The organism is Sphingobium sp. R-21, from assembly GCF_049913335.1.
In the GTDB taxonomy this organism is placed as follows: Bacteria; Pseudomonadota; Alphaproteobacteria; order Sphingomonadales; family Sphingomonadaceae; genus Sphingobium.
This window is the reverse complement of record NZ_CP184374.1, coordinates 1,231,256-1,255,960: the sequence shown is the minus strand read 5'-3', so window position 1 is coordinate 1,255,960 and position 24,705 is coordinate 1,231,256. Positions and strand designations below refer to the sequence as shown.

General features: G+C 63.9%; 25 protein-coding genes and 1 tRNA gene. 11 read left to right on the top strand and 15 right to left on the bottom strand.

The window, feature by feature from the left end; translation table 11 throughout:
• Positions 1-45: 45 nt before the first annotated feature.
• The 6 genes from dxs to ACN9MX_RS05790 all read right to left on the bottom strand — a co-directional run bounded on the left by dxs (position 46) and on the right by ACN9MX_RS05790 (position 7,312).
• Positions 46-1,980 (bottom strand): 1-deoxy-D-xylulose-5-phosphate synthase, encoded by a 1,935-nt coding sequence (dxs, locus tag ACN9MX_RS05815; RefSeq protein WP_363826301.1) that lies wholly within the window; start codon positions 1,978-1,980, stop codon positions 46-48.
• Positions 1,981-2,026: 46 nt separating this feature from the next.
• Positions 2,027-2,494 carry a Fur family transcriptional regulator gene (locus tag ACN9MX_RS05810; protein WP_363826298.1) on the bottom strand — a complete coding sequence of 156 codons (468 nt, stop codon included), beginning with the start codon at positions 2,492-2,494 and terminating at the stop codon, positions 2,027-2,029.
• A 52-nt stretch (positions 2,495-2,546) separates the two neighbouring features.
• Complete coding sequence (locus tag ACN9MX_RS05805) at positions 2,547-2,873, bottom strand: DUF423 domain-containing protein (RefSeq protein WP_363734542.1); 327 nt, start codon at positions 2,871-2,873, stop codon at positions 2,547-2,549.
• A complete protein-coding gene (locus tag ACN9MX_RS05800; RefSeq protein WP_426387347.1) occupies positions 2,870-4,690 on the bottom strand; it encodes a monovalent cation:proton antiporter-2 (CPA2) family protein in 1,821 nt (606 codons plus the stop codon). Before ACN9MX_RS05800 ends, ACN9MX_RS05805 begins: the two co-directional genes overlap by 4 nt.
• On the bottom strand, positions 4,690-5,112 hold the full coding sequence (locus ACN9MX_RS05795; RefSeq protein WP_363734544.1) for an iron-sulfur cluster assembly scaffold protein: 423 nt from the start codon (positions 5,110-5,112) through the stop codon (positions 4,690-4,692). The genes ACN9MX_RS05800 and ACN9MX_RS05795 overlap by 1 nt, the downstream gene beginning before the upstream one ends.
• A 121-nt stretch (positions 5,113-5,233) precedes the next feature.
• Positions 5,234-7,312: a transglycosylase domain-containing protein gene (locus tag ACN9MX_RS05790; RefSeq protein WP_426387346.1), complete on the bottom strand. Its 2,079-nt coding sequence runs from the start codon at positions 7,310-7,312 to the stop codon at positions 5,234-5,236.
• 109 nt (positions 7,313-7,421) lie between these two features.
• Here ACN9MX_RS05790 and ACN9MX_RS05785 point away from each other — a divergent pair, with 109 nt between their 5' ends.
• Positions 7,422-7,616, top strand: coding sequence for a hypothetical protein (locus ACN9MX_RS05785; protein WP_363734546.1), 195 nt, complete (start codon positions 7,422-7,424; stop codon positions 7,614-7,616).
• Between the two features lie 69 nt (positions 7,617-7,685).
• On the opposite strand, the gene ACN9MX_RS05780 is transcribed toward ACN9MX_RS05785, so the two are convergent.
• Positions 7,686-8,981 (bottom strand): MFS transporter, encoded by a 1,296-nt coding sequence (locus tag ACN9MX_RS05780; RefSeq protein ID WP_363734547.1) that lies wholly within the window; start codon positions 8,979-8,981, stop codon positions 7,686-7,688.
• A gap of 157 nt (positions 8,982-9,138) precedes the next feature.
• Here ACN9MX_RS05780 and pgsA point away from each other — a divergent pair, with 157 nt between their 5' ends.
• The 3 genes from pgsA to ACN9MX_RS05765 are packed head-to-tail and all read left to right on the top strand — an operon-like array spanning position 9,139 to position 10,403.
• Positions 9,139-9,702 carry a CDP-diacylglycerol--glycerol-3-phosphate 3-phosphatidyltransferase gene (gene pgsA, locus ACN9MX_RS05775; protein WP_133652261.1) on the top strand — a complete coding sequence of 188 codons (564 nt, stop codon included), beginning with the start codon at positions 9,139-9,141 and terminating at the stop codon, positions 9,700-9,702.
• A gap of 3 nt (positions 9,703-9,705) precedes the next feature.
• Positions 9,706-9,966 (top strand): MoaD/ThiS family protein, encoded by a 261-nt coding sequence (locus ACN9MX_RS05770; protein ID WP_363826291.1) that lies wholly within the window; start codon positions 9,706-9,708, stop codon positions 9,964-9,966.
• Positions 9,963-10,403, top strand: coding sequence for a molybdenum cofactor biosynthesis protein MoaE (locus ACN9MX_RS05765; RefSeq protein ID WP_363734549.1), 441 nt, complete (start codon positions 9,963-9,965; stop codon positions 10,401-10,403). Before ACN9MX_RS05770 ends, ACN9MX_RS05765 begins: the two co-directional genes overlap by 4 nt.
• Positions 10,404-10,487: 84 nt before the next feature.
• On the opposite strand, the gene ACN9MX_RS05760 is transcribed toward ACN9MX_RS05765, so the two are convergent.
• Together ACN9MX_RS05760 and ACN9MX_RS05755 are read right to left on the bottom strand one after the other, a co-directional pair.
• Positions 10,488-11,414 (bottom strand): hydrogen peroxide-inducible genes activator, encoded by a 927-nt coding sequence (locus ACN9MX_RS05760; RefSeq protein ID WP_133652258.1) that lies wholly within the window; start codon positions 11,412-11,414, stop codon positions 10,488-10,490.
• A 39-nt stretch (positions 11,415-11,453) separates the two neighbouring features.
• Positions 11,454-12,227, bottom strand: coding sequence for a sulfite exporter TauE/SafE family protein (locus tag ACN9MX_RS05755; protein ID WP_363734550.1), 774 nt, complete (start codon positions 12,225-12,227; stop codon positions 11,454-11,456).
• A 160-nt stretch (positions 12,228-12,387) separates the two neighbouring features.
• Between ACN9MX_RS05755 and epsC the strand changes: the two genes are divergently transcribed.
• The 3 genes from epsC to ACN9MX_RS05740 all read left to right on the top strand — a co-directional run bounded on the left by epsC (position 12,388) and on the right by ACN9MX_RS05740 (position 14,612).
• On the top strand, positions 12,388-13,098 hold the full coding sequence (epsC, locus tag ACN9MX_RS05750; protein ID WP_363734551.1) for a serine O-acetyltransferase EpsC: 711 nt from the start codon (positions 12,388-12,390) through the stop codon (positions 13,096-13,098).
• Complete coding sequence (locus ACN9MX_RS05745) at positions 13,098-13,457, top strand: DUF2794 domain-containing protein (protein WP_363734552.1); 360 nt, start codon at positions 13,098-13,100, stop codon at positions 13,455-13,457. The genes epsC and ACN9MX_RS05745 overlap by 1 nt, the downstream gene beginning before the upstream one ends.
• Before the next feature lie 225 nt (positions 13,458-13,682).
• Entirely contained in the window at positions 13,683-14,612 is a 930-nt protein-coding gene (locus ACN9MX_RS05740) for an NAD(P)H-dependent flavin oxidoreductase (protein WP_363754964.1), read from the top strand.
• Between the two features lie 71 nt (positions 14,613-14,683).
• Here ACN9MX_RS05740 and ACN9MX_RS05735 read toward each other — a convergent pair whose 3' ends face one another.
• Both ACN9MX_RS05735 and ACN9MX_RS05730 read right to left on the bottom strand, forming a co-directional pair.
• On the bottom strand, positions 14,684-15,556 hold the full coding sequence (locus tag ACN9MX_RS05735; protein WP_363734554.1) for an alpha/beta fold hydrolase: 873 nt from the start codon (positions 15,554-15,556) through the stop codon (positions 14,684-14,686).
• A gap of 137 nt (positions 15,557-15,693) precedes the next feature.
• Positions 15,694-17,649 carry a PAS domain S-box protein gene (locus ACN9MX_RS05730; RefSeq protein ID WP_426387345.1) on the bottom strand — a complete coding sequence of 652 codons (1,956 nt, stop codon included), beginning with the start codon at positions 17,647-17,649 and terminating at the stop codon, positions 15,694-15,696.
• Between the two features lie 164 nt (positions 17,650-17,813).
• On the opposite strand from ACN9MX_RS05730, the gene ACN9MX_RS05725 reads away from it, so the two are divergent.
• From ACN9MX_RS05725 to ACN9MX_RS05715, 3 genes are all read left to right on the top strand, one after another.
• Positions 17,814-18,746, top strand: coding sequence for a sugar kinase (locus tag ACN9MX_RS05725; protein WP_426387344.1), 933 nt, complete (start codon positions 17,814-17,816; stop codon positions 18,744-18,746).
• 62 nt (positions 18,747-18,808) lie between these two features.
• Positions 18,809-18,882, top strand: a tRNA-Gly gene (locus ACN9MX_RS05720).
• 252 nt (positions 18,883-19,134) lie between these two features.
• Complete coding sequence (locus ACN9MX_RS05715; protein WP_426387343.1) at positions 19,135-19,986, top strand: hypothetical protein; 852 nt, start codon at positions 19,135-19,137, stop codon at positions 19,984-19,986.
• A gap of 120 nt (positions 19,987-20,106) precedes the next feature.
• On the opposite strand, the gene pobA is transcribed toward ACN9MX_RS05715, so the two are convergent.
• Positions 20,107-21,276: a 4-hydroxybenzoate 3-monooxygenase gene (gene pobA, locus ACN9MX_RS05710; RefSeq protein ID WP_426387342.1), complete on the bottom strand. Its 1,170-nt coding sequence runs from the start codon at positions 21,274-21,276 to the stop codon at positions 20,107-20,109.
• 108 nt (positions 21,277-21,384) lie between these two features.
• Here pobA and ACN9MX_RS05705 point away from each other — a divergent pair, with 108 nt between their 5' ends.
• A complete protein-coding gene (locus tag ACN9MX_RS05705; protein WP_426387340.1) occupies positions 21,385-22,269 on the top strand; it encodes a helix-turn-helix domain-containing protein in 885 nt (294 codons plus the stop codon).
• Here the strand turns inward: ACN9MX_RS05705 and ACN9MX_RS05700 are convergent.
• From ACN9MX_RS05700 to ACN9MX_RS05690, 3 genes are read right to left on the bottom strand one after another with little or no spacing between them, the layout of a single operon-like run.
• Positions 22,264-23,280 (bottom strand): aldo/keto reductase, encoded by a 1,017-nt coding sequence (locus ACN9MX_RS05700; protein WP_363734560.1) that lies wholly within the window; start codon positions 23,278-23,280, stop codon positions 22,264-22,266. The genes ACN9MX_RS05705 and ACN9MX_RS05700 overlap by 6 nt on opposite strands.
• Before the next feature lie 52 nt (positions 23,281-23,332).
• On the bottom strand, positions 23,333-24,271 hold the full coding sequence (locus tag ACN9MX_RS05695) for a Gfo/Idh/MocA family oxidoreductase (protein ID WP_363754849.1): 939 nt from the start codon (positions 24,269-24,271) through the stop codon (positions 23,333-23,335).
• A 30-nt stretch (positions 24,272-24,301) separates the two neighbouring features.
• Complete coding sequence (locus tag ACN9MX_RS05690) at positions 24,302-24,676, bottom strand: hypothetical protein (protein ID WP_426387339.1); 375 nt, start codon at positions 24,674-24,676, stop codon at positions 24,302-24,304.
• Positions 24,677-24,705: the final 29 nt, after the last annotated feature.

Sequence of the window (24,705 nt, the reverse complement as noted above, 5' to 3'; positions counted from 1 at the left end):
CCTATATAGACTTTCAAGCAGATCATGCAACCTTATGGTTGCTTATTACGCCCGAACTTCGCTCCCTATGCCAGCGCTGTTGTGACGCAGCGCGGTCAGCACCGTGTCGACTATGGCGCTCGCGTCCAGACGCGCGTCGGCATATTGCTTTTCCGGCTTGTCCTGGTCCTGGAAGACGTCAGGCAGCCGCATGGTCCGCAATTTGAGGCCGTTGTCGATCAGTCCCTGGTCGCTGGCCAGCGTCAGTACATGGGCACCAAGGCCGCCAACAGACCCTTCCTCGATGGTCACGGCGACCTCATGCGTGGTCAACAATCTGCGGATCAGCGCTTCGTCCAGCGGCTTGGCAAAGCGCAGATCCGCAACGGTGGCCGACAGCCCCTTGGCCTCCAGCGTTTCCGCGGCCTTCAGCGCTTCCTCCAGCCGGGTACCGAGCGACAGGATCGCTACCTGTCGCCCCTCCCGCACGATCCTGCCCTTGCCGATTTCCAGCCTTTCCGGCGTGGCGGGCAGGGCGACGCCCGTGCCGTTGCCGCGCGGATAGCGCACCGCAATCGGCCCCTCGTCGTACAGGGCGCAGCTATGCACCATATGGACCAGTTCCGCCTCGTCCGCTGCCGCCATCACGACGAAATTGGGCAGGCTGGCGAGATAGGTCACGTCAAAGCTGCCGGCATGGGTCGATCCGTCGGCGCCGACCAAGCCGGCGCGGTCGATCGCGAAGCGCACCGGCAGATTCTGGATCGCCACGTCATGCACGACCTGATCATAGGCGCGCTGCAGGAAGGTCGAATAAATGGCGCAGAAGGGCCGCATGCCCTGCGCGGCAAGCCCGGCTGCGAAGGTTACGGCATGCTGTTCGGCAATGCCGACGTCGAAGGTCCGGTCGGGAAAGGCGGCGCCGAACTTGTCCAGCCCGGTTCCCGAAGGCATGGCCGCCGTGATCGCGCATATCGTCGGGTCGCGTTGCGCCTCAGCGATCAGCGCCTGGGCGAAGACGCCGGTATAGCTCGGCGGGCCGGGGGGAGCCTTGTCCTGCGCGCCCGTGACGACGTCGAACTTCTGAACGCCATGATATTTGTCCGCCGCTGCTTCGGCCGGGGCATAGCCCTTGCCCTTCTGCGTCACGACATGGACAAGGCACGGCCCCTCCGCCGCGTCGCGGACATTTTCCAGCACCGGGATCAACTGGTCGAGATTATGCCCGTCGATCGGCCCGACATAATAGAATCCCAGTTCCTCGAACAGCGTGCCGCCCATCGCCATGCCGCGCGCAAATTCGTCGGTCTTGCGCGCCGCGTTGTGAAGCGGGCGCGGAAGGCGCCGCGCGAGCCGCTTGGCAAGGTCGCGCAGGCCCAAAAACTCCCGGCTCGACACCAGCCGCGCCAGATAGGCGGAAAGGCCGCCGACCGGCGGTGCGATCGACATGTCATTGTCGTTGAGGATCACGATCAGCCGGTTGCCGGCCTCCCGGGCGTTGTTCATCGCCTCATAGGCCATGCCCGCCGACATGGAGCCGTCGCCAATGACGGCGATCGCCTTACCGGGCTGGCCCTTCATCCTGTTCGCCACGGCAAAGCCGAGGGCCGCGCTGATCGAGGTGGAACTGTGCGCCGCGCCGAACGGATCGAACTCGCTCTCCGCCCGCTTGGTGAAGCCGCTGAGGCCGCCGCCCTGCCGCAGCGTGCGGATGCGGTCGCGCCGCCCGGTCAGGATCTTGTGCGGATAGCATTGATGGCCGACGTCCCACACCAGCCTGTCGTTCGGCGTGTCGAACACATAATGGATCGCCGTGGTCAGTTCCACCACGCCAAGGCCGGAGCCCAGATGACCGCCCGTCACACCGACGGCGGAAATCATCTCCTGCCGCAATTCATCGGCCAGTTGCCGAAGCTGACCCGATTGCAGCTTTCGCAGGTCCGCGGGCCAGACGACCTGGTCGAGCAGCGGGGTGGAAGGACGATCGTTCATATAAGACATAGACTCCCGGCCGCGCTAAGCCGTTCCGATCCGAAGCGCAACGCCATCACGCGGCGCATCTGGCGCAGAGGCCCAATATCTCGATGACGGGTCGATCCGGGTGAAAACCCTCGCCGCGGGCGACGGCGCGGACCTTGTCCGTCACCTTGTCGTCGTCGACATGCGCCGCCTGCTTGCAGCGGGTGCAGACGAGGAAGATGCAGTCATGGTGACAGCCCGGATGCGCATTGGCGATATAGGCATTGGCGCTTTCCACCCGCATCGCGATGTTGTTGTTCACGAACAGGTCGAGGATGCGATAGACGCTGTTGGGGGCGACCCGCTTGCCACGCGCCTTGGATACGCTGTCGGCGATGTCATAGGCTGATGCCGGGGTATTTTGCGCTGCCAGAGCGTCGAAAATGGCTGCGCGCATCGGCGTCCATTGCTCCTGGCTCGCCTCCAGCGTGGCGCGGGCTGCATCCGCCAGGCTGTCGCCTGACGGTTCAAGATGGTCATGATGATGATCGGCCATGGGTTCAATCTAAGCCTGGGTTGGTGCGGGGGCAAGTGGCGGCCTGGATCTGTCATCCCCGCCAGTAGATCCAGGCAGTCCATATCCAGCCTGCGATCATCAGCGTTCCGCCGATGGGCGTGACCGCGCCCAGCCATTTCGGCGCGCCGAGTGCCATCGCATAGAGAGAGAACGCGAAGATCGCCGCTCCGCCCAGTTGCAGCGCCGCCGGACCCCGCGCCACCCCCATGATGGCAAGCGCGCCGACCGCATGGATCAGTTGATACAGCCCGCCGGTGCGCAACCATTCCGCTGCCTGAGGATTGGCCGCGCCATGCGCGCCAAAGGCGCCTGCCGCTATCGCCACGGCTGCCGACAATGCCGCCAGAACACCGATCATGCTTCTTCCTCCCCGTCGCCGCGCGCCAGCAGGCGCATTCGCCTGCCCGGCCGATACATTAATTCCTTCGCAGCCATCAGAGTGCCATGCTCGATCTGCAGTTCCATGCGCTGCTCGTCATTGCGGCGATACTGCCGCTCCACCTCCTCCACCTCACCGGCCGGAACGCCGAGCGCTTCCATCGCCTGCACGCCCATGCAGATAGCCGATTCGAACACCTCGCGCACGACCCCGGCCAGATCCATGTCCCTGAGCGCCAGCAATTGCCGGCGGTCGAAGGCGCGTACCAGCAAGGCCGCCTGGGGAAAGGCCTCGGCTATGGGTTCCAGCACCCGCGCGTCGAGCGAAGGATCATCGATGCAGAAGGCGATCAGTCGCGCCTCTTCCCCGCCCGAACGGCGCAGCAGGTCGATGCGCGTGCCGTCGCCATAATAGACCTTCATGTCGAAGCGGCTGGACACCTCGATCTGGGACGGCTTCTTGTCGATCAACACGACGCCGAAGCCATGGCCCATCAGCATCTGGGCGACCGTCTGCCCGAACCGGCCATAGCCCACGATGATTGCGGTGCCGCGCGGCGCGTCTTCGGGAACGGAAAAGTCCCCCTTCACCTTGGGTTTGGCGAATTCCAGCTTGCGGGCGAACAGCATCAGGAAGGGCGTCGTCGCCATGGAGAAGGTGACGATCGCGCTGAACAGGCTGGCGGCCTGGGGCGCGATCAGCAGGGCGCCCTGCGCCTGCGCGAACAGCACGAAGCCGAATTCGCCGCCCTGGCTCAACAGCAGGCCCGAGCCGATGGCCTGGTTCCATTCCATGCCGAACAATCGGGCAAGGCCGGTGATCAACGCGGCCTTGGTCAGCACCAATATCACCGCCATGCCGATGACGAACAGGGGATTGGCCGCCACCGCATGCAGGTCCAGCACCATGCCGACTGCCAGGAAGAACAGGCCGAGCAGGATGGAACGGAAGGGTTCGACATCCGCCTCTATCTCGTGCCGGTAGGGCGAATCCGCCAGCATCACGCCGGCCACGAAGGCGCCGAGCGCGGTGGAAAGGTGCAGCGCGTGCATCAGCGCCGCCGCTGCCAGCACGGTGAACAGGCCGACCACGACGAACAGTTCCCGCTCGCCCAGACGCCCCACCAGGCGGAGCAGCGGGCGCAGGATGAACCGGCCGGCCAGCACCAGCCCGGCGATGGCGGCCACCGTATAGCCGGCCATCATCCATCCCGGCGGACCGCCCATATCGGCCGGATTGCGGGACAGGGCCGCCACGATCGTGATCAGCGGGACGATCGAGAGATCCTGGAACAGCAGGATCGAGAACACCTTTTCACCAAAGGGCGAATTGATCCGCCCGCTGCTTTTGAGGCCCGGCAGCACCTGCGCCGTGGAGGACAGCGCCAGGGGCAGTCCCAGCGCGATGGCCGCGCCCCAGGTGAAGCCCGTGGTGTAGAAGATGATCGCCGTCAGCGCGCAGCCGCACAGCACCACCTGCGCCGCGCCCAGGGCAAAGATGTCGCGCTTCAGCCGCCATAGGCGGGCCGGATGCAATTCGAGCCCGACGAGGAACAACAGCAGCACGATGCCGATCTCGGCTATGGCGAGCTTCGATTCCGCTCCGCCGACAAGCCTCAGTCCCTGCGGCCCCACCAGCGCGCCCGCGACCAGATAACCGAGCACGGCGCCCAATCCCAGGCGGCGGAACAGGATGACGAACAGGACCGCCGCGCCGAGCAGGATAACGCCCTCGGACAATAATATGTCGGTAGCGGACACGGGAACCACGGCGGTCGACGCAAGCTGATCCTGCATCAGGCGTCGGCCATGCGCGCCGCTTCGGCAATGGCTTCGAAGCCCAGCCGGATGGAGGCGTGGCGAGCCGGATAGTCACGGGCAGGGGCAAGGACAGCCAGCCCCGGCCAGAAATCCAGTTCATCGCTCTCCCCCGCCAGATAGGCGGTGAGCCGGTCGCGCGCGTCCGCCAGTTCGTCGGCGGTAAGGCCGATCGCCTGTGCAGCCATCAGTGCCGCGGATGCCTGCCCCAGGGCGCAGGCCTTCACGTCCAGCCCGATGTCGGCGATCCGGCCATTTTCCATCCTGACGTCAGCGGTCACCCGCGACCCGCAGGTGGGCGACCGCTTCTCGACGCTCGCCTGCGCGTCGGGCAGCCGCCTGTGATGGGGTATGTTCGCGGCCAGCCGCAAAATGTCCTTGTTGTAGAGGGGGGCGCTCATGCCGATCCATGTAGGGCAGGAAGCGCGCCGGAGAAAGGGCGGATGGGGCCGCGAATGGCGCGGACGGTGAAAATAGTGTCGCGCGCCGGCGCAGGCAGAAGCGCATCATCGCCCGCCGCCATCAAGGTTGTTGATCGGCGGCGGCGGGCGCGGTCGGAACGATGATGCGCGGCGGGGGCGTGCTCGGCTGCGGTCCGGGAGTTGTCGGCTGCGGCCCTTGCGGCTGGTCGATCGGAAGGCGGATCTGGCCGTTCCCGACATTCACCGTCACCCCCTGCGTGTCCAGGCCCACGCTCATATTGCCCAGCCCCGCCTCCGTAGCGACATTGGCGATGGCGTTGACCAGGTCGCTGTCCTTGCTTTCCTCCGGCGCATCCTCGACCGGCTCGTTGATCGCTCCCGCCATGAAGTTGCGCCAGATGCGGGCCGGCACGCCGCCTCCCGCCGCGCCGCCGGGCAGGGGGCTGTTATCGTCATTGCCGATCCACACCGCCGTCACCAGCCCGCCTGCATAGCCGACGAAGATCGCATCGCGGCTGTCCTGGGTCGTGCCGGTCTTGCCGAAAGTGCTGGTGCGAAGGGCGGCCGCGCTGCCGGTGCCGCGATTGGCAGCGGAAGACAGGAGGTCGCGGATCATTTCCAGCTGGTCGTCGCTGAAATGCTTCTGGCGGCTCAGCAGCCGGTCGAACCAGCCCTGTTCTTCCGGAGGCAGGCCATGGGCCGGCACCGGATATGCGCCCGCCGCCACCGCCGCATAGGCTTCCGTCAATTCGACGAGCGGTATTTCCGACGTGCCGAGCGCCAGGCTCAGATCCTCCGTCAAGGGAGCGGTCACGCCCAGATCGCGCGCCACTTTGATGACATTGTCGACGCCCACCTTCTGCGTCAGCCTGACCGCCGCGACATTGCTCGATGCGGCGAAGGCCTGCCGCAATGTGATGCGCCCGCGATATTTGCCGCCATGATTGGCCGGGCGATAGCTGCCCGTGGTGATTGGCGTGTCCTCGATGAAGTCATCGGGCGTCATGCCGGCGCGGAAGGCGGCCAGATAAACGAACAGCTTGAAGGTCGAACCCGGCTGCCTCCTGGCCTGAACGGCGCGGTTGAAGGCGCTTTCGCCATAGTTCCTGCCGCCGACCATCGCCACCACGCTGCCGTCCGGCTTCATCGCCACCAACGCGGCCTGCGCCTTGCCCAGCGGCGCGCGGCGGATCGCGGCCTCCGCCAGCCTCTGTATGCGCCAGTCCAGCGTAGTCGTCACATTCTGCGCGCCATAGACCGCGCCGGCCCGGTCCCGCGCCTCCGGCAGCACCCAGTCCGCGAAATAGGTACCGCTGGTCGGATCGGGCGCATCTTGCACATTGAGCCGCGCCGGGGGCAGGGCGTCGCGTTCCGCCTTGCTGATATAGCCCGCCTCGACCATGGCCTGCGTCACCAGGGCGGCACGATCGCGCGCGCCCTTCAGGTTGGTGGTCGGGGCAAGCCGGGACGGCGCCTTCAGCAATCCCGCCAGCATCGCGGCCTGGGGGATCGTCAACCGTTCCGGCTGGCGATTGAAATAGTGCAGCGATGCCGCGCGCAGGCCATAGACATTGTCCCCGAAATAGACGTTGGACAGGTATCGCTCCAATATCTGGTCCTTGGTCAGCCATGCCTCCAGCCAGAAGGCGATCAGCGCTTCGCGCGCCTTGCGTCCGAAGGTGCGGTCGCTGGAAAGGAACACCCCCTTGGCAAGCTGCTGCGTGATCGTGCTGCCGCCCTGAGAGGAACCGCTGGACCAGAGATTGTGCCAGGCCGCGCGCGCTATGCCGCGAGGGTCGACGCCCCAATGGTTATAGAATCGTCGGTCCTCGATCGCCATGAAGGCCTGCGGCACATGCTTGGGCAGGGCAGCGATGGTAACCGGCTTGTCGATGATCGCGCCGCGCCGCGCAATCAGATGGCCGTCCGCCGACATCAGGCTGATGCTGGGCGGCGCGATCGGCTTGAGCGATCGCGACATGGGCGCGGTGACCGCAAGCCAGGCGACAAGGATCATCAGCAGCGCCAGCAGCGCCGCGACGACCCACCCGGCTATCTGTACCCGGCGCTTCCACGGCCGGGGCGGCGCGAAGGCGCTGGGCGGGCCGACGCCGAAGGCGCGCTCTGGCAGGGCATCCGGGTCGGGAGTCGTCAGGGGGTCGTTCATTGCTTCGGCCATGCTGTGTTATTTGCTTGATACGGTCAAGCATGTCCCGTGGCGGGACAGGCATGGATTAACCGTAAACAGCGGTCTTTCCGATGGTAAAGAATCCGTTAACCTGAAGGCCATGAGAAGAACTCTGGTCCTGACGAGCGAGTCGACCCGCCACCCGTTCCGCCAACGGTTGCCGCGCCATGTGCTGCGCCCAGCCGTTGCAGAGGCGAGCCGCGATCGCGCGCCGCCGTCCGACGACAATGACTGGAAGCTGTTCATGCTGAGCTTCGGCGCCTTCTTCACGGCTTTCTACAGCTTCATTTTCTAGTTTTTCGGCGATCTGCCACCGGGAAGAGCGTCCGCGCTTCCCGGTGGCAGGTCCGCCCGTATCGCCGTCTCAATCGCACGCCTTGTGCAATGTCCATGCGATCCACGCGCAGGGCAGGCACAGCGCCGCCACCAGCAGCAACTGGTTCACCACCGACAGGCCGGCGATGCTGAGGCTGATCGTCAGCAGCGACCCCAGCACCATCGCCCCTGAATTGACGATGTTGTTGGCCGCGACGGTCCGTGCCGCCTCGCACTTCTCGACGGTCGTGGTGAGGAAGGCGTAGAGCGGCACCACGAACATCCCGCCGAACGTCGCCACGCAAAGCAGGCAGAGCGACAAGGGGATCGCCAGCGGATGATGGAGGAAACCGGACAGGCTGAGCATCCTGCCGTCCGACCCGGCCATCCATAGGTCGCATATGATGTGGAAGGCGATGATGCTGATGCCCATGCCGATGACGGACGCAGGCGCATATCGGGCCGAGACATGGCCGCTCAGCAAGCGATTGATCGCCACCGATCCAATGGCGATGCCGATCGAAAAAATGCCCAGGAACAGGCTGGCTACCGATTTGTCGGCGCTCAGCACATTCTTGACCAGCGGCGGAAACTGGATGAACAGCACGGTGCCGACCGCCCAGAAGAAGCTGATCGCCATGATGGCGAGATAGAGCCGCCGGATGTGCATCGTTCCCCGCACCAGCGTGATCGAGGATCGGATGATGTGGAAGTCGATCGGCTGCCGCTCCAGCAGGGATGGCGCCGCGGGCACGTTGCGCCCTGTCAGCCAGCCGATAATGGCCGTCAGGATGATGCAGGCCGCTGCCGCCTGAACCGGGATGATCCCGGCCAATATCGTCCCGGCAAGGATGGCGATGTAGGTTCCGGCCTCGACCAGTCCGGTTCCGCCCAGCACTTCCTCGTCATGCAGATGCTGGGGAAGGATCGCATATTTGATCGGACCGAAGAAGGTCGAATGGACCCCCATGGCGAACAGCGCGAGCAGAAGGAGAGGGATGGCGAGCAGATGCACGGCCACCCCGCTCCAGATGAGCGCCAGCCCGACCGCGCCGACCGTCATGATGACGATTTCGGCCGCCTTGACGATGCGGATGATCGCGGCCTTGTCGCGCTGGTCGGCAAGCTGGCCGGACAGGGCGGACATCAGGAAGAAGGGGAGGATGAACACGCCGGTCGCCAGCGCGCTGAACCAGGTTTCCGACTTCTCGTCATTGTAGACGGAATAGACGACGAACAGCACCATCGCATTCTTGAACAGGTTGTCGTTGAACGCGCCGAGGAGCTGAGTGATGAAAAGCGGCAGAAAACGTCGCTTGTTGAGGAGCCTTAGAGAGGCTTGCATGGGCGAGGGGGTCTTCTTCGCTGTGGATGAGCGTGGCGGGGTCTAGCGACAGAAGACGGGTGAGCACAAGCCCTCCGCGCCGAATGTCGACGCCCAATCATCCCGCCATGTTGCACGCCTGCTTGTGCGGCGGCCCCGACTGTGGCAGTTCGCCGCCATGCTGACGCTGCCTAATCTGCTGACGCTTTCGCGCATATTGACGGTGCCGCTGCTGGTCGCGCTGCTGTGGCCGGCGGAGGTCGGTGCGCGCTGGACGACCGGCTACATGCTGGCCTTCGCGCTTTACTGCCTGATGGGGATCACCGATTATTTCGACGGCTATCTGGCAAGGGCGCAGGGCGCCGTATCGAAACTGGGCATTTTTCTTGATCCCATAGCGGACAAGATCATGGTCGGCGCGGTGATCCTGATGCTGGCCGCCACCCGCGATATTTCCGGCATCCATATCGCTGCGGCGATGATCATCCTGCTGCGGGAGATCGCGGTGTCGGGCCTGCGCGAGTTTCTTGCCGGACTCCAGGTTTCCGTGCCGGTGTCGCGCCTCGCCAAATGGAAGACGACCTGCCAGCTCATCGCGCTGGGTGCCCTGATTCTCGCCGGCGCAGTGCCGCAATTCCCTTTTGTTCAACTGGTCGGCATCGCCACGCTCTGGGCGGCGGCGATCTTGACCCTCGTTACGGGTTGGGACTATCTGCGCGTCGGCATCAAGCATATGGATTGAACCGTGTCCGACCTGACGCTCGTCTATTTCGCCTGGGTTCGTGAGGCCATTGGCCGCGATGAGGAACAGGTCGAACGGCCTGCCGCCGATGTCACCATCGGTGCGCTCATCGCTACGCTGGCCACGCGGGGGGCAGGCTATGCCGAAGCCTTCGCCCGTCCGGAAAAGCTGCGCGCGGCGCTGGACCAGCATTTCGTGCCGCTGGACAGCGTGATTGGCGAAGCAAAGGAACTGGCCATCTTCCCCCCGGTAACGGGCGGATGAGCCGTATCTCCATCCAGCTTGGCGATTTCGATCCCGGCGCGGAACTCGCCGCGCTGGAGGCTTTTGGTGGTGGCGGCGTCGCCAGCTTCACCGGCATCGTCCGGGGGGATGGCGACCTGGTCGCGCTCGAACTTGAACATTATCCTGCGATGACGACGGTACAGGTCGAACGCATCGTGGCGGAGGCATGCGAGCGCTGGCCTCTGCTTGGCGTGCGAGTGATCCACCGTTTCGGACGGCTGGTTCCGGGCGAGAGGATCGTGTTCGTGGGCACGGCATCCCGTCACCGAACAGCGGCGCTGGAGGCTTGCGCCTTCCTCATCGACTGGCTGAAATCCCGTGCGCCCTTCTGGAAGAAGGAACATTTTGCCGAGCGCACCGCCTGGGTGGATGCCCGCGCCGAGGATGATGAGAAGGCGGAGAGCTGGCAGCGTTGAGCCTGTCATGCACCTGTCTTGTTTTCCGCTATTTCTCGACCAGCGATCGGTTCCGATCCCCTGGAAATCGCTCCAGGATCCGTCCTAGGCAGCCGCGCTGATCTCCTGCAGGTCCGCTGCGTCGCGCAGCAGTTCCGCCAACAGCCGAAACTCCTTGTCGCGCGGGCTGTTCTTCCGCCAAACCAGCGCGATGTCCCGATGCGCGCGTTCCGAACGAAGCGGGCGAGCGGTAATCTGCGTGTGGTTGAGCAAACCGCTGGCTATCGCCATTTCGGGCATGATGGTCATCCCCAGACCGTTGTCGACCATCTGGACCAGCGTATGCAGGGACGTTCCCATCATCATCGCGCTCGCGCGAATTTCCGGCCGGTTGCACGCCGCCAACGCATGGTCCTTCAGGCAGTGCCCGTCCTCCAGCAGCAACAGCTTGGTCTCGTCGATCATCTCGGGTGAGATCCATTCGGGCGGATCGCGCGGGTCGTCGCGGGGAAAGGCGACATAAAGCCGGTCCTGGAACAGAAATTCGCTGTCCAGTTCCCCAGTCGGAAAGGGCAGGGCGAGCAGCACGCAATCCACATTGCCGTGCCGCAGGGACTCGATGGCCGCCTGCGTCGTTTCCTCGCGCAGATAGAGTTTCAGTTCCGGTCGCTCGCCACGCAGCCGGGGCAGCAGCCGGGGGAGCAGGAAGGGGGCGATGGTGGGAATGACGCTCATCCGCAGTTCGCCCGTCAACGGCTTGCCCGACGCCTCGGCGATGGCGGCCAGTTCTTCGGCCTCGCGCAGCACCCGATGCGCCTTTTCAACGATACGATCGCCCAGAGCTGTGAAGCGGACGACCCGCCGCGTCCGCTCGACCAGCGTGATGCCGATCAGCGATTCCAGCTCGCGAATACCGGCGGACAGCGTCGACTGGGTGACGAAGCAGCTATCCGCGGCCTTGCCGAAATGGCCATGCTCCTTCAGCGCGACAAGATATTGAAGCTGCTTGAGGGTGGGCATGTAACTGGACATTGATCGCTTTCCTCGATTGGAAAGCCCAATATAATTAACTCAACCAATATATCCAAGCCATTTGGCCACGCCGAACAGCGATGTGAGGGTCAGGATCGATCCCACGGCGATGAAGAGGGTTCTGGGCGCGACATGCCGGGCCAGCATCGCGCCGAAAGGTGCGGCAATCACGCCACCGATCAAAAGGCCGACCGTGTAGGTGGTGAAGGTTTCCCAGCCCAGATGCAGCAGGAAGGTCAGGCTGATGGCGGTCGTCAGGATGAATTCGACGCTGTTCACCGTGCCGATGGTATGGCGCGGGCTGGATCCCTGGATCAGCAGGTTCGACGTCACCACGGGCCCCCATCCGCCGCCGCCCGTGGCATCCATGAAGCCCCCGACCAGGCCGAGCGGCGCCACCCATTTGGGATTGCGCGCCTGGGGCGGATAATGAAAACCGCGCCATATCAGGTAGACGCCGATCGCCGTCAGATAGGCCTGCACAAAGGGTTTGATCACCGCCCCGTCCACATTGGACAGCAGATAGGCCCCGGCCACGCCCCCGACCACGCCCGGAATGATGAGGCGCGCGAACAGGCGCCAGTCGACATTTCTGTGAAGGATGTGGCTGATGGCCGACACGCCCGTCGTGAAGGTTTCGGCCGCATGGACGCTTGCCGACGCCCTGCTGGGCGGCACGCCCAGCGCCAGGAGGAGCGTGCTGGAAATGACGCCATAGGCCATGCCGAGGGCGCCGTCGATCATCTGGGCGCCGAAACCGATGAGAATGAAGGGCAGGACTTCGCCGAAACGGGCGATCAATATGTCGATCATTCACTGGTCCCTGTTACATTGTCTACCGCTTTGATTGGTATATCACGGGCCGCCAAGAAACTTTCTGTTTTATCGGACGAAGCCGAAATAGCCCACCATCTGGAAAATTCATCCTTTTGCGCTTATGTACCGCCTGGTCGGTTTTCATCAGGGGCGCTTCATGCTGCGCAATCTTATTGCCTATCTGGATTCGGTCAAAGCTCGCGATCCTGCTCCGCGTTCGCGCGCCGAAATTCTGCTCTATCCGGGTGTCTGGTCGCTGGCCTTTCACCGGGTCGCCCATCGGCTTTACCGGGCGCGCCTCTATTTCCTGGCCCGCGCGGTGAACCATTTTTCCCGGTTCCTGACCGGCAACGACATTCACCCCGGCGCGCGCATCGGCAAGCGCTTCTTCATCGATCATGGTTTCACCGTGATCGGGGAGACGGCCGAGATCGGGAATGACGTCACCCTCTACCAGAATGTGACATTGGGGGGGACGGACCCCGCCAATGGCATCGCCGGGAAGCGCCATCCGACGCTGGAAGACGGCGTGATCGTCGGTTCCGGTGCCCAGGTGCTGGGTCCGGTGCGCGTGGGCGCCCGTGCCCGCGTCGGCGCCAACGCCGTCGTGACCAAGGATGTGAAGGAGGGCGCGACCATGGTCGGCATTCCCGCGCGTCCCATGCTGGTCGACGTGACGGCCTATCAGCGGGAATTCCTGCCCTATGGCACGCCTTGCTCCGACTGCGTCGACCCGGACAAGCAGAAGCTGGAAATGCTCCAGCTTGAAATCGACCAGTTGCAGAAGCGCCTCGCCGACCTGCTGGCTGAACGGAGCAATGCGCCTGCGGATCATCTTGCCGAGCTCAGGGAGCGTGGCCGCGCCTGATGAGCAATGTGACGCCGTTTCCGTCGCAAGCGGCCCGGGGCGCGGCTGGCCCGGCCGGTCAGACCGGGTTCGATCGCCTCGAACTTCAGCGTATCATGGATCTTTACGGCCGCATGGTCGCGGCCGGGCATTGGCGCGATTACGCCATTGACATGGGGCGGGAAGCGGCGATCTTCTCCGCATTCCGCCGGTCCGCCGAGCGACCGGAATTCCGCATCGAAAAGCGGCCCTCGCTGCGTCATCGCCAGGGCATGTGGGCCTTGATCGGGGAGGCAGGCCATGTGTTGAAGCGCGGCGCCGAGCTTCAGGGCATACTCGCGCCCGTGGAACGCCGGCTGCTCAAGATCGTGGGGGATTGATCCGCTGTCTCGTGATGGCGCTGATGGATCGTTCCCTATAAAAATGCGGCTTTTCCCTGGCCCGTCTCTCAGACCCGTTCATCTTTATCGAAACATACGCATCGTTGACGCTACGGCGTTCGACGGCCATGCGCCCGCCGCCGCGACGCCGCCAAATTCGATCTTTTGTCGCGCTGTGCGAGGTGATAGCGCGTTTCCGTAAATCATGAAGGAGGGGCCTGGCCCATGAGTTTGCCGGCATTTTTGGAGGGCCGTTTGTCCCTGCCGCTGATCGGCTCGCCGATGTTCATCATCTCGCAGCCGGCGCTCGTCATCGCCCAGTGCCGCGCCGGGATTGTGGGCGCCTTTCCTTCGCTCAACGCCCGTCCGTCGGGCGTGTTCGAACAATGGCTCCAGCAATTGGGGGAAGCCTTGACGGACAGGGACGCGCCCTTCGCGGTCAACCTGATCGTGCACAAGACCAACAGCCGGCTGGAGGAGGATCTCGCTCTCTGCGTCAAATATCGCGTGCCGATCGTGATCACTTCGCTGGGCGCGCGGGAGGATGTGAACGAGGCCGTACACAGCTACGGCGGCATCGTCCTTCATGACGTCATCAACAATGTCTTCGCGCGCAAGGCGATCGAAAAGGGCGCGGATGGCCTGATCGCCGTGGCTGCGGGGGCAGGCGGCCATGCCGGCACCCTCTCGCCCTTTGCGCTGGTCGAGGAAATCCGCGCCTGGTTCGACGGGCCGCTCGCTCTCTCAGGCGCGATCGCGACCGGCCGCTCGATCGCGGCGGCGCGGATGATGGGGGCTGACTTCGCCTATATGGGGTCATCCTTCATCGCGACCGAGGAAGCCAATGCCGAACTTGCCTACAAGCAGATGATCGTCGACAGCGGGTCGGCCGACATTGTCTATTCCGACTATTTCACCGGCGTGCTCGGCAATTATCTGCGCCCCAGCATCACCGCTGCCGGGCTGGACGCAGACAATCTGCCCAAGGCTTCGCAAATGGATTTTTCCAGCGCTTCAGGTGGCGCAAAGGCGTGGCGCGATGTCTGGGGCGCGGGCCAGGGCATTGGCGCAATCCGCGGCGTCCAGCCTGCCGCCGACTTCATCGCCCAGCTCCGATCCGAATATCAGGCCGCCATCGCCGCCTTCAAAGCATAGCGGGGCCAGGCCCTTCGCAGGAAAAACTAGGCCCCAGGACGTCCCACCCAGCCTTCTGCCTTATGGCCGGATCAGAGGAAGTCCCGCAGTTCCGCGATGAAGCGGTCGAACTGGTCATGATGCAGCCAATGGCCGGCATCCGCGAATTCGACCAGCCGCGCATCCTGGAAATGCGCGGCGCGTCCGTCCTTCACCGGATTGGACGCCCAGCTATCCAGCCCCAGGCACAGGAGCGTCGGACATGCGATTCGCTCCCAGAACTGCGGCAGGCTGATGTCGGACCAGGCCTGCGGCGCGGGGTCATGGAGATAGGGATCGAATTTCCAGCGATAGCTGCCATCCTCGTTGCGATTGACGCCATGGATGGTGAGATGCATCGCCTGCTCGACCGACAGATGGTCGTTGCGCTCCCGCATGCGCGCGACCGCGGCCTCGATGGTCGGGTAATGCCGCCGCGTCTGGCGCGCGCGCCCTCGCCGCTTCTCGATCCACTGCAGCCACTGGTCCGGTTCGGCCTTTTGCGCCTGCTCCTCGATCCGGCCCGGCGACAGGCCCAGCCCTTCAATGGCGACGACCTTGGCGACCCTTTCCGGGAAAAGCCCGGCATAGCGGAGCGCGATCGAGCCGCCCAGCGAATGGCCGACCAATATCACCGGCTCCCGGCCCAGTTGCTCGATCAATTGCGCCAGATCGTAGACATAGTTCGCCGTCATATAGGAACCCTCGGCCGACCAGGCGCTGTCGCCATGGCCACGTAGGTCCGGTGCGATGACATGATAATCCTTCGCCAGCGCCCGCGCCGTCCAGTCCCAGCTGCGGGCGTGGTCGAACCCGCCATGCACCAGGATCAGCGTCGGGGCTGCACTGTTGCCCCAATCCAGATAGTGGAGGCGCATGCGCAGCGACGTGTAGAAATGGGAAGTCGGCGCGGCTTGCCTGTTCATGCGATCCTGCGGAAGAGGGTACGGGGGAGGGACGACGTTCATGTCTCTTTGGCGAACTTCCCGACGCATGCAAGGGGCTAGGGCAAGGAAATCCTTGCTTTACGCCTGTTTCGTCAAGCTTTGGTAAAGATCGCCGCCTACAGGTTGTCGGACGGCGGGGCCAACCGTACGAGCTTCTGGCCGCCCTGCGTCACCGCTGTCACGATGCGCGCCAGCTCCGCCTGCTTGAACGGTTTGTCCAGCCGGGGCCGTCGCGTCATGTTGGGCGGCAATTCGGCAAAGCCGGTGATGATCACCACGGGCAGGCCGGAGAATCGTTCGTCGATCTGATCGGCAAGCTGGGTTCCCGTCATGCCCGGCATGGCATAGTCGGTGATGACCAGGTCGACGCTGCCTTTTTCCAGCACACGCAGCGCGTCCCGTCCCGACGTCGCCTGGAATACGGTATGCCCCAGTTCCTCCAGCATGCCGGCGGTGTTCGTCAGCACCAGGTCATCGTCGTCGACCGCGAGGATCACCAGCGGCTCGGCCAGCGCCAGCATGTCGGGTATGTCCGCGACATCCTCCCTGACCTCGTCGGCCGGCGCCCAGGGCAGCCACAGCGATACCGTGGTCCCCTTGCCCGGCTCGCTGGCGATGGTCAGCAAACCGCCGCATTGTTCGGCAAAGCCATGCACCATCGACAGGCCCAGGCCCGTGCCCTTGCCGACCCCCTTGGTCGTGAAAAACGGTTCGCGCGCGCGTTCCAGCGTGGCTGCGTCCATGCCCTCGCCTTCATCGATCACGGACAGGCGCACATAGCGACCATCCGCCAGGTCGGGGCGCTGCGCCTTCGACAGCGTAGCCTCCACGCCCTCTATGATGATCCTCCCGCCGTCCGGCATGGCGTCGCGGGCGTTGACCGCCAGGTTGAGCAGAGCCAGTTCCAGTTGCGCCGGATCGGCATGGGCGGCGCTCAGTTGCAGGGGAAAGCGGGTCTCTATGGCCACACCGTTGCCCAGGGTCGTCTTCAACAGGTCCGCCATGTCCCGGACCAGCGTCACGCAATCCACGCTTCGCAGCTTCAATTCCTGCTTGCGCGCGAAGGCGAGCATGCGCTGCGTCAGCGTCGCGCCGCGCTCCGCCGCCGTCATCGCATTGTCGATATAGCGGGATATGTCCGCCCCGCTCGCCAGCCGCTGCCGCGCCAGGTCCAGACTGCCGACGATCACGGCCAGCAGATTGTTGAAATCATGGGCGACGCCGCCGGTCAGCTTGCCGATGGCATCCATCTTCTGCGCCTGGAACACCACTTCCCGCGCTTCTTCCAGCGCCAGTTGCGTCTCCCTTCGCTCGGTCAGGTCGCGCGTGATCTTGGCAAAGCCGATCAATTCACCCTGCGCGCTGCGGATCGTATCGATGATGACATGCGCCCAGAATCGGGATCCGTCCTTGCGGATGCGCCACCCCTCGGCCTCGAACCGGCCTTCGCGCGCCGCCGTATCCAGCGCTCTGGAGGGCAGCCCCGCCATGCGGTCCTCCTCCGAATAGAAGCGAGAGAAATTCTGGCCCAATATCTCTTCGGTCTTGTATCCCTTGAAGCGTTCCGCGCCCGGATTCCAGCTCGTGATCGTCCCCACGGGGTCGAGCATGTAGATCGCATAGTCGGTGACGCCCTGCACCAGAAGACGGAAGCGTTCCTCGCTGCGCCGCAATTCCTCCTCGGCGGCGCGGCGCTCCGTCAGGTCGCGGGTGACCTTGGCGAAGCCGATGAGCCGGCCGCCGGGTTCGCGGATGGGATCGATGACGACATGCGCCCAGAAACGCGATCCGTCCTTGCGCACGCGCCATCCCTCCGCCTCGAACCGCCCGGCATGTTCGGCAGTCTCCAGCGCCCGGGCGGGAAGTCCGGCCGCCTGATCCTCCGCCGTGTAGAAGCGGGAAAAATGCTGGCCGATGATCTCTTCGGCATCATAGCCCTTGAAACGCCGCGCGCCGGCGTTCCAACTGGCGACGATGCCGGTTTCCGACAGCATGTAGATGGCATAGTCGGTAACATTCTGGACCAGCAGCTCGAAGCGGTTTCCAGATCCTTCCGGCGCCGCCGTGTGCATTTGGGCATTCCCGTCGAATAGCGTGTCCGTTTCCTGCAACGCGCAGCCGCAGGGGACGTTCCGTTTGCGAAAGAAATTGTCGGCATGGGCGGAACCCGCGCGGCATTGACTTGCCCGTGCCCTACGCGCCAAGGAGGCGCCCATAGCAGCAGGATGGGACGCATATGGGCATGACCGAAGGGGTAACCGTTGTCGGCGAAGCGATGCTGGAGTTGAGCCGCGCTTCGGGGGAGGGCGGCCCGGACGGCGGCTGGAATTTGCGTTATGGCGGCGACGTCATCAATACCGCGATTCATCTGGCCCGCTGCGGCGACCAGGTGCGCTTCGCCAGCGCGATCGGCGCCGATCCCATGAGCGCGGAACTGCGCGCCGCATGGGAGGGGGAGGGGGTCGACACGTCCCTGCTGCTCGCGGCGGAGGGAAGGCTACCCGGCCTCTATGCCATAGAAACCGATGCGCAGGGCGAACGCAGCTTTCACTATTGGCGGGGAGAGGCGGCCGCCAGGCGCATGTTCGACCTGCCGGGAAGCGCCGCCATGATGGAACAGGCGGCCCGGTCGAAACTGCTGTATTTCTCGCTGATCACCCTGGCCATATTGCCCGAAGAGGCGCGCGAGAAGCTGCTGGGCCTGTGCGGCGCGGTCCGCGCCAATGGCGGCAGGGTGGCGTTCGACGGCAATTATCGCGCCCGGCTCTGGCCCGATGCGGACACGGCCCGGCAGTGGCGGGACCGGGCGATCGCCGTCAGCGATATGGGCCTGCCGACCCTCGCTGACGAAGTGGAGATGGGCGAAGTCGACGATGCCGGGGACGCCGCCCGCCGCTGGGGCGCGGATGAAGGCCGGGAGGTCGTTGTGAAGCTCGGCGCGGAGGGATGCCTGGTGGACGGGCGGATCGTTGCTCCCCCGGCAAAGCTGAGCGTCGTCGATTCGAGCGGCGCGGGCGACGCGTTCAACGGCGGCTATCTCCACGCCCGTCTCGCCGGCCGCACCCCCGGCGAAGCGGCGATCGCCGGGCATCGTCTGGCCGGATGGAATATCGGCCGCCGCGGCGCCATACCGGCCCGCGATGCCGAGGCGCCCTATGCCGATCTCTGAAATTCTCCGCCGCGATCGCGTTGACGGCACCAGGATCAAAGGCTAAGCCGCGTTCCACCCGGGCGGGTGTAGCTCAATGGCAGAGCAGAAGCTTCCCAAGCTTACGACGAGGGTTCGATTCCCTTCACCCGCTCCACCTGAAACATAAGTTCGTCATCCATCGGCCTGACTGTGGCTACACACGGCATTGCGCCAGTCGCTTGGGGTGCCAGAAGTTCCCCATGCCTTTGAAAATCATGGAAAACTGCGGCGAACGCGGCCAGATTCTGGGCGAAGGGCTTCGAAAACAACCGGGGAAATACTTTCACGGCTAAAAAGCAGCGAGATGTGCCATCTTGCCGGCTGCATGCCTGATCTCTAGACGATCGGCCCGATAGATGAGGGAAACATGGCAGCACCGAAAAACAGCTTTTCGAGCGAATACTGGAACTTGCATCGCAACAGCCTGTTGTTTTCGTCCGCGCTTTTCATCGTTTCCATCTCTTCAAAGCGCGGGACATTCAGCATCTTCGGCATGGCCTTCGAACAGGTAAGCGTTAGGGCTTTCGCGTTTCTGCTGCTGTGTGCCGCGACTTACGCGATCTTGGCCTTCGTGCTGGAATGGCAGGCAGAGTGCTGGCCCAACGTGAAGTTAGAGCAGACCAAATTGAGGGATGCTCATCGTGTGATCCATGAGTCGACCGCGAAAATGACAGTTTCTATCGAAAGCATCGAAGAGACAATCGGGCTGTATAAAAATGTAAAAGGCCCCAATATTAATGGTGAGTTGCCCTTCACGGCTGCGGTGATCGGTGAAGGCGTAAGCAATACTTTACAGAAGATGCAGCAAAGTGAGGTTCGGGCGCTTAGAGAGCAACCAGCCCACCATAGCTGCTCCGAAAACGAATTGAACCAGATGGCTCACAATAATATCGGCGCGGCAGTAGCATTTGTGGAGATTTTCCAAAGCGACGTATTTCAGCGACAGATTAGGGAGCATCAAGCTTTCCACGATAAGGCGCAGCGGCTGGAAAAGATGCTTGGCGGTATCAAGCATGACGTTGAGCAAGCTAGGGCCGCTCTGAATCGAGTACCTTTGCAGCTGATCGCTCCATTTTCCCTGGAAATGGGACGTATTGTCGTGGTCGCTGCTCTGTTCCCGGTTAGCGTTTACGCGGTAGCTGCAGCACACGCGGCAGGCCAATTGGGGCTCCACTGGTTTAATTCCCCCTTGGTAAATTGGCTAAGAGGTCTCGGATAACAATCGTTCAAACCGTGAACCTCTTTAGCGGACTGTCTAAGCGGTAACGTTGCAGCGCGACTATCGACCCGGGCAGCCGTTGTTCGCGCGGATATCCTCCCGCCGTGCAGGTCTGCCGCATCAAAGCGGCAGGCCGACATAATTTTCGGCGATGGTCGTCTGCGCCGCGACGGACGAGGCGATATAATCCAGATCCGCGAGCTGCATCCGCCTGTCAAACGCGTCATTGTCCGGGAAGCGGTGCATCAGCCGCGTCAGTTGCCAGGAGAAGCGCTCCGCCTTCCAGATCCGGGCAAGGGCGCGGTCCGAATAGCCGGCAATGGCGTCATTGTCGCCGCGCCGGAAATAGGCGACCAGCGCCTCCGACAGATAATGGACGTCGGATGCCGCAAGATTGAGCCCCTTCGCCCCGGTCGGCGGCACGATATGCGCGCTGTCGCCGGCCAGCATGAGGTGGCCGTGACGCATCGGTTCGAACACGAAGGATCGCAGCGGCGCGATCGACTTTTCCAGCGATGGCCCCCGGACGATCTGCGCGCCCGCTTCCGGCCCCAGCCTGACGGCCAGTTCATCCCACAGCCGCTCGTCCGGCCAGTCCTCGACCTTCTCGTCCAGCGGAACCTGGATATAATAGCGGCTGCGCGTCTCCGAACGCATGGACGCCAGTGCGAAGCCGCGATCATGATTGGCGTAGATCAATTCATGATTGCAGGGCGGCACGTCGGCCAGGATACCCAGCCAGCCGAAGGGATAGATTTTTTCGAAGGGCTTTCCCACCGATGCCGGAATGGCGGCACGGGAAGGGCCATGAAATCCGTCGCAGCCGCAGATGAACTGCGCATCGATCCGCCGGGTTGCGCCATTTTCGGTAAAGCTGAGATAGGGCGCGTCCCCCTCCAGGTCGTGGAGCGCCACGTCCCCCGCTTCGTAGATCACGTTGAGGCCGCGTTCGGGCGCCGCGTCCATCAGGTCACGCGTCAATTCCGTCTGTCCATAGACCATCACCTGCCGGCCGGTGAGCGCGGCGACGTCGATGCGGATGAGGCGTTCGCCATCCGCCAGATGGAAGCCGTCATGCGGCAGCCCCTCCCGGTGCATCCGTTCACCCAGGCCCAGCCGGTCCATCAGATCGGTCGTCGTCCGCTCCAGAACCCCGGCGCGAATGCGTCCAAGCACATAATCGGCCGAGGCCCGCTCCACGACGACGACGTCCAGCCCCTCGGCGCGCAGCAAATGGCCCAGCAAAAGGCCGGCCGGTCCCGCGCCGACAATGGCGACTTGCGTTTTCATGGCGTTGTTCCTCTCATGTCTTGTCCGGCTTCTTCTGGCGCGGAAGGGCCTTGCCGGCCATGGCTAAGCCAGCATATAGATTGGACGATCCAACAGCTTTTGGGCGTCATGAGCACAGCCGTTCCGACCTTCTACCTCTATGGTGAGCCGCAAAGGGCAGTCGAAGCCGGCTTTGTCCATGTGGAAAGCCTCGACGATCGATCGCGGCCCAGCGAATGGACGATCCAGCCGCACATCCATCGCGATCTCAACCATGTCATCCTGATCTGCGAAGGCGGCGGGGCCATGCGCGCCGACGGTGACACGGTGTCGTTCGATGCCCCCTGTCTGCTGCTCGTCCCCGCCGGGATAATCCACGGCTTTACCTGGCTTCGCGAATCTCTCGGCTGGGTGACGACGATTTCCGACAGCTATCTGCAACATCTCCTCAGTCGCGACGAGGACCTTCAACCGCTGTTCCGCGCTCCACATGCGGTCTCGCTGCCGCCAGCCGATTTCGCGGAGGCGGAGGCGGCCATCCAGCGCATGGCGAGGGAACTTGCCTGGTCAGGCCCCGGCCAGCGCGGCGCGGTGGAAGCGCTGCTTCTCGGCCTGCTGGTTCAGGCGCTTCGCCATGCGGCCCCCGGCGATGCTGGTGCCGCCAGCAGCGGCAGGCAGGCCCGGCTCGTGGCCCGCCTGCGCGAACGCATCGAACAGCGCTTTCGGGAACGGGATCCGGTTGCCGCCCATGCCCTCGCGCTCGGCGTCAGCGAAACGACGCTGCGCCAGGCCTGCTCCCATGTCGCGGGCATGTCTCCGGCCGCCATGGTCGATGAACGCGCCCTGTTGGAGGCGCGCCGCCTGCTCATCTATTCCAATCTTTCGATCGCGGAAATTGCCTATGCGATCGGCTTTGACGACCCGGCCTATTTCTCCCGCTTCTTCACCCGCCATGTGGGGCGCCCGCCCAGCGACTGGCGAGCCGGTGGAGGCGGGGCCAGCCGGTCGTCATGAAACGTCCAGCGGTTCGCCTTCCCAGATTTCCGTATCGACCTGCGCCTGGGCGGATTGCGGATAGCGCGGGCCGGAAACTGCGCCTCGGCTGAACAGGGCATCCGCCTGCGCCAGCGCGTCCGCTGATATGGACATGGACAATGTCGCCATATTCTCCGCCAGATGGTCGGGACTGGCGGTCCCCGGAATAGGCAGGACATGGTCCCCACGCGCCAGCAGCCACGCAAGGCTGAGTTGAGATGTCGTGCAGCCCGCCGATCGCGCAATGGCCGCGAGTTTGCCGGCCAGAAGCAGATTGGCCTCGACATGAGGCGACCTGAAACGCGGCAGCGTGGCCCGCAGGTCGGGCGGTTCCACTGCGGAGGGCGGCAGGGACCCCGTCAGCATCCCCCGTCCAAGCGGCGAGAACGCAACAAAGGCGGTTCCCAGCTCCCTGCACGCATCCAGGACCGCAATTTCGGCATTGCGGGTGAGCAGCGAATATTCCGTCTGCATCGCGGCGATCGGATGCACGGCATGGGCGCGCCGCAATGTCGCCGCCGACATTTCGGACAGGCCGATCGCCCCGATCTTCCCGGCCTCGACCGCCCGTGCCAGGGCGCCGACCGAGTCCTCTATCGGCACCTTGGGGTCCAGCCGGTGCAGATAGTACAGGTCGATATGGTCGGTGTTCAGCCGCCGCAGCGAATCCTCAAGAACACGGCCAATGGCCTCCGGCGACCCGTCCAGACCACGTTTCCCGTCGATCTCCGCGAGCACGCACTTGCTGGCCAGGGTGAATTCGGAACGGCGATGCATGATCGCGCGCCCCAGCAATTGCTCATTGGCGCCAAAACCATAGAGCGCGGCCGTGTCGAAGAATGTGACGCCCAGGTCCAGCGCGCGAAGCAACAGGCGCTCGGCATCGGCCGGTTCGGGCTTGGGCAGATAGGCGTGCGACAGGCTCATGCAGCCCAGCCCGATCGCGGACACGCTGGCTGAACCGACCCTGCGCTGCGGCAACTGGACCACGGACCTTCCTCCTTCCTCGGGAGCAGGGACAATGCCCCGCTCCCCGCTCATCCTATGCGAGCTGCTTTTCCAGTTCGCCCAGTACGCGATAGCAGTCAAACACCTTGGCGACGCTGGAATTGGGTTCGCGGCCTTCGCGGATCGCGCTGACGAACTCGCGGTCCTGCAATTCGATGCCGTTCATCGACACGGCGACCTTGCTGACGTCGATCGGTTCTTCCTTGCCGTTCACCAGATCGTCATACCGCGCGATATAGGTGCCATTGTCGCCAATATAGCGGAAGAAGGTGCCGAGCGGCCCGTCATTGTTGAAGCTCAGCGACAGGGTGCAGATCGCGCCGGTTTCGCTCTTGAGCTGGATCGACATGTCCATGGCGATGCCCAGTTCGGGATGGATCGGCCCCTGCATGGCATGGGCATCGACGATCCGCCCGGCCTGATAGGCAAAGAGGTCCACGGTATGCGCGGCATGATGCCACAGCAGATGGTCGGTCCAGCTGCGCGGCTCGCCCTTGGCATTGATGTTCCTGCGGCGGAAGAAATAGGTCTGGACGTCCATCTGCTGGATGTTCAGCTCGCCCGCGCTGATCAGATTATGGACATATTGGTGCGACGGATTGAAACGGCGGGTATGACCGACCATGCACACCAGGCCGGTTTCCTGCTGCTTCGCGAGCACGGCCTGCGCATCGGCCCAGCTGTCGGCCAGCGGGATTTCGACCTGGACATGCTTGCCCGCATTCATGCAGGCGATCGCCTGGTCCGCATGCATCTGCGTCGGGGTGCACAGGATCACCGCGTCGACATCGTCGCGGGCCAGCGTTTCATCAAGGTTGGTGGTGGCATGGCCGATGCCATATTTGGCGGCGATCGCCTGGGTCGGTTCCAGATTGCGGCCGACCAGCGAGGTGACGGTCACGCCGTCGATATTCCTGAGGCCATCGAGATGCTTTTCGCCGAACGCTCCGGCGCCCGCCAGGGCAATACGCATATCCGTCATTCCTTCTTCACTTGGTTCGTTTCACCCGCTCTCCAGCCGGCGAAAACTCTCATCCATATTCTCGTGCGCGCTGCGAAGCCTGGTGACGGACTCGACATAGGCCGGGTCTCTCGTATCCAGCAGAACGGCGGGCCATTGGGCCTGATGTTCCGCCACCGCCGTCCGAAATCGCGACACCGCCTTGCGGAAGCCGTCGAACTGCGGCGTATCGCAACCTGGCTGGCCCGCACTCACCAGCGGAATGAGAGCCCCGATCTGCTCTGCCATCCGCCGTCGCAGTCGCACCACTTCCTGCCGCCACCCATCCGTCCCGGCGCTTGAAGCCGCGGCGATCTGACGGTGAAGGAGCTGTACCTCGGCAAGCACCTGCCCGATGTCGAAGAAACGGCCGGTCACCCGATCGTTCCCACGCAACCCCGTAATGC

Excerpts from the sequence above, each read along its gene's own strand:
- dxs (WP_363826301.1), bottom strand. The coding sequence starts at position 1,980 with ATGTCTTATATGAACGATCGTCCTTCCACCCCGCTGCTCGACCAGGTC.
- ACN9MX_RS05810 (WP_363826298.1), bottom strand. The coding sequence starts at position 2,494 with ATGGCCGATCATCATCATGACCATCTTGAACCGTCAGGCGACAGCCTG.
- ACN9MX_RS05805 (WP_363734542.1), bottom strand. The coding sequence starts at position 2,873 with ATGATCGGTGTTCTGGCGGCATTGTCGGCAGCCGTGGCGATAGCGGCA.
- ACN9MX_RS05800 (WP_426387347.1), bottom strand. The coding sequence starts at position 4,690 with ATGCAGGATCAGCTTGCGTCGACCGCCGTGGTTCCCGTGTCCGCTACC.
- ACN9MX_RS05795 (WP_363734544.1), bottom strand. The coding sequence starts at position 5,112 with ATGAGCGCCCCCCTCTACAACAAGGACATTTTGCGGCTGGCCGCGAAC.
- ACN9MX_RS05790 (WP_426387346.1), bottom strand. The coding sequence starts at position 7,312 with ATGGCCGAAGCAATGAACGACCCCCTGACGACTCCCGACCCGGATGCC.
- ACN9MX_RS05785 (WP_363734546.1), top strand. The coding sequence starts at position 7,422 with ATGAGAAGAACTCTGGTCCTGACGAGCGAGTCGACCCGCCACCCGTTC.
- ACN9MX_RS05780 (WP_363734547.1), bottom strand. The coding sequence starts at position 8,981 with ATGCAAGCCTCTCTAAGGCTCCTCAACAAGCGACGTTTTCTGCCGCTT.
- pgsA (WP_133652261.1), top strand. The coding sequence starts at position 9,139 with ATGCTGACGCTGCCTAATCTGCTGACGCTTTCGCGCATATTGACGGTG.
- ACN9MX_RS05765 (WP_363734549.1), top strand. The coding sequence starts at position 9,963 with ATGAGCCGTATCTCCATCCAGCTTGGCGATTTCGATCCCGGCGCGGAA.
- ACN9MX_RS05760 (WP_133652258.1), bottom strand. The coding sequence starts at position 11,414 with ATGTCCAGTTACATGCCCACCCTCAAGCAGCTTCAATATCTTGTCGCG.
- ACN9MX_RS05755 (WP_363734550.1), bottom strand. The coding sequence starts at position 12,227 with ATGATCGACATATTGATCGCCCGTTTCGGCGAAGTCCTGCCCTTCATT.
- epsC (WP_363734551.1), top strand. The coding sequence starts at position 12,388 with ATGCTGCGCAATCTTATTGCCTATCTGGATTCGGTCAAAGCTCGCGAT.
- ACN9MX_RS05745 (WP_363734552.1), top strand. The coding sequence starts at position 13,098 with ATGAGCAATGTGACGCCGTTTCCGTCGCAAGCGGCCCGGGGCGCGGCT.
- ACN9MX_RS05740 (WP_363754964.1), top strand. The coding sequence starts at position 13,683 with ATGAGTTTGCCGGCATTTTTGGAGGGCCGTTTGTCCCTGCCGCTGATC.
- ACN9MX_RS05735 (WP_363734554.1), bottom strand. The coding sequence starts at position 15,556 with ATGAACAGGCAAGCCGCGCCGACTTCCCATTTCTACACGTCGCTGCGC.
- ACN9MX_RS05730 (WP_426387345.1), bottom strand. The coding sequence starts at position 17,649 with ATGCACACGGCGGCGCCGGAAGGATCTGGAAACCGCTTCGAGCTGCTG.
- ACN9MX_RS05725 (WP_426387344.1), top strand. The coding sequence starts at position 17,814 with ATGGGCATGACCGAAGGGGTAACCGTTGTCGGCGAAGCGATGCTGGAG.
- ACN9MX_RS05715 (WP_426387343.1), top strand. The coding sequence starts at position 19,135 with ATGGCAGCACCGAAAAACAGCTTTTCGAGCGAATACTGGAACTTGCAT.
- pobA (WP_426387342.1), bottom strand. The coding sequence starts at position 21,276 with ATGAAAACGCAAGTCGCCATTGTCGGCGCGGGACCGGCCGGCCTTTTG.
- ACN9MX_RS05705 (WP_426387340.1), top strand. The coding sequence starts at position 21,385 with ATGAGCACAGCCGTTCCGACCTTCTACCTCTATGGTGAGCCGCAAAGG.
- ACN9MX_RS05695 (WP_363754849.1), bottom strand. The coding sequence starts at position 24,271 with ATGCGTATTGCCCTGGCGGGCGCCGGAGCGTTCGGCGAAAAGCATCTC.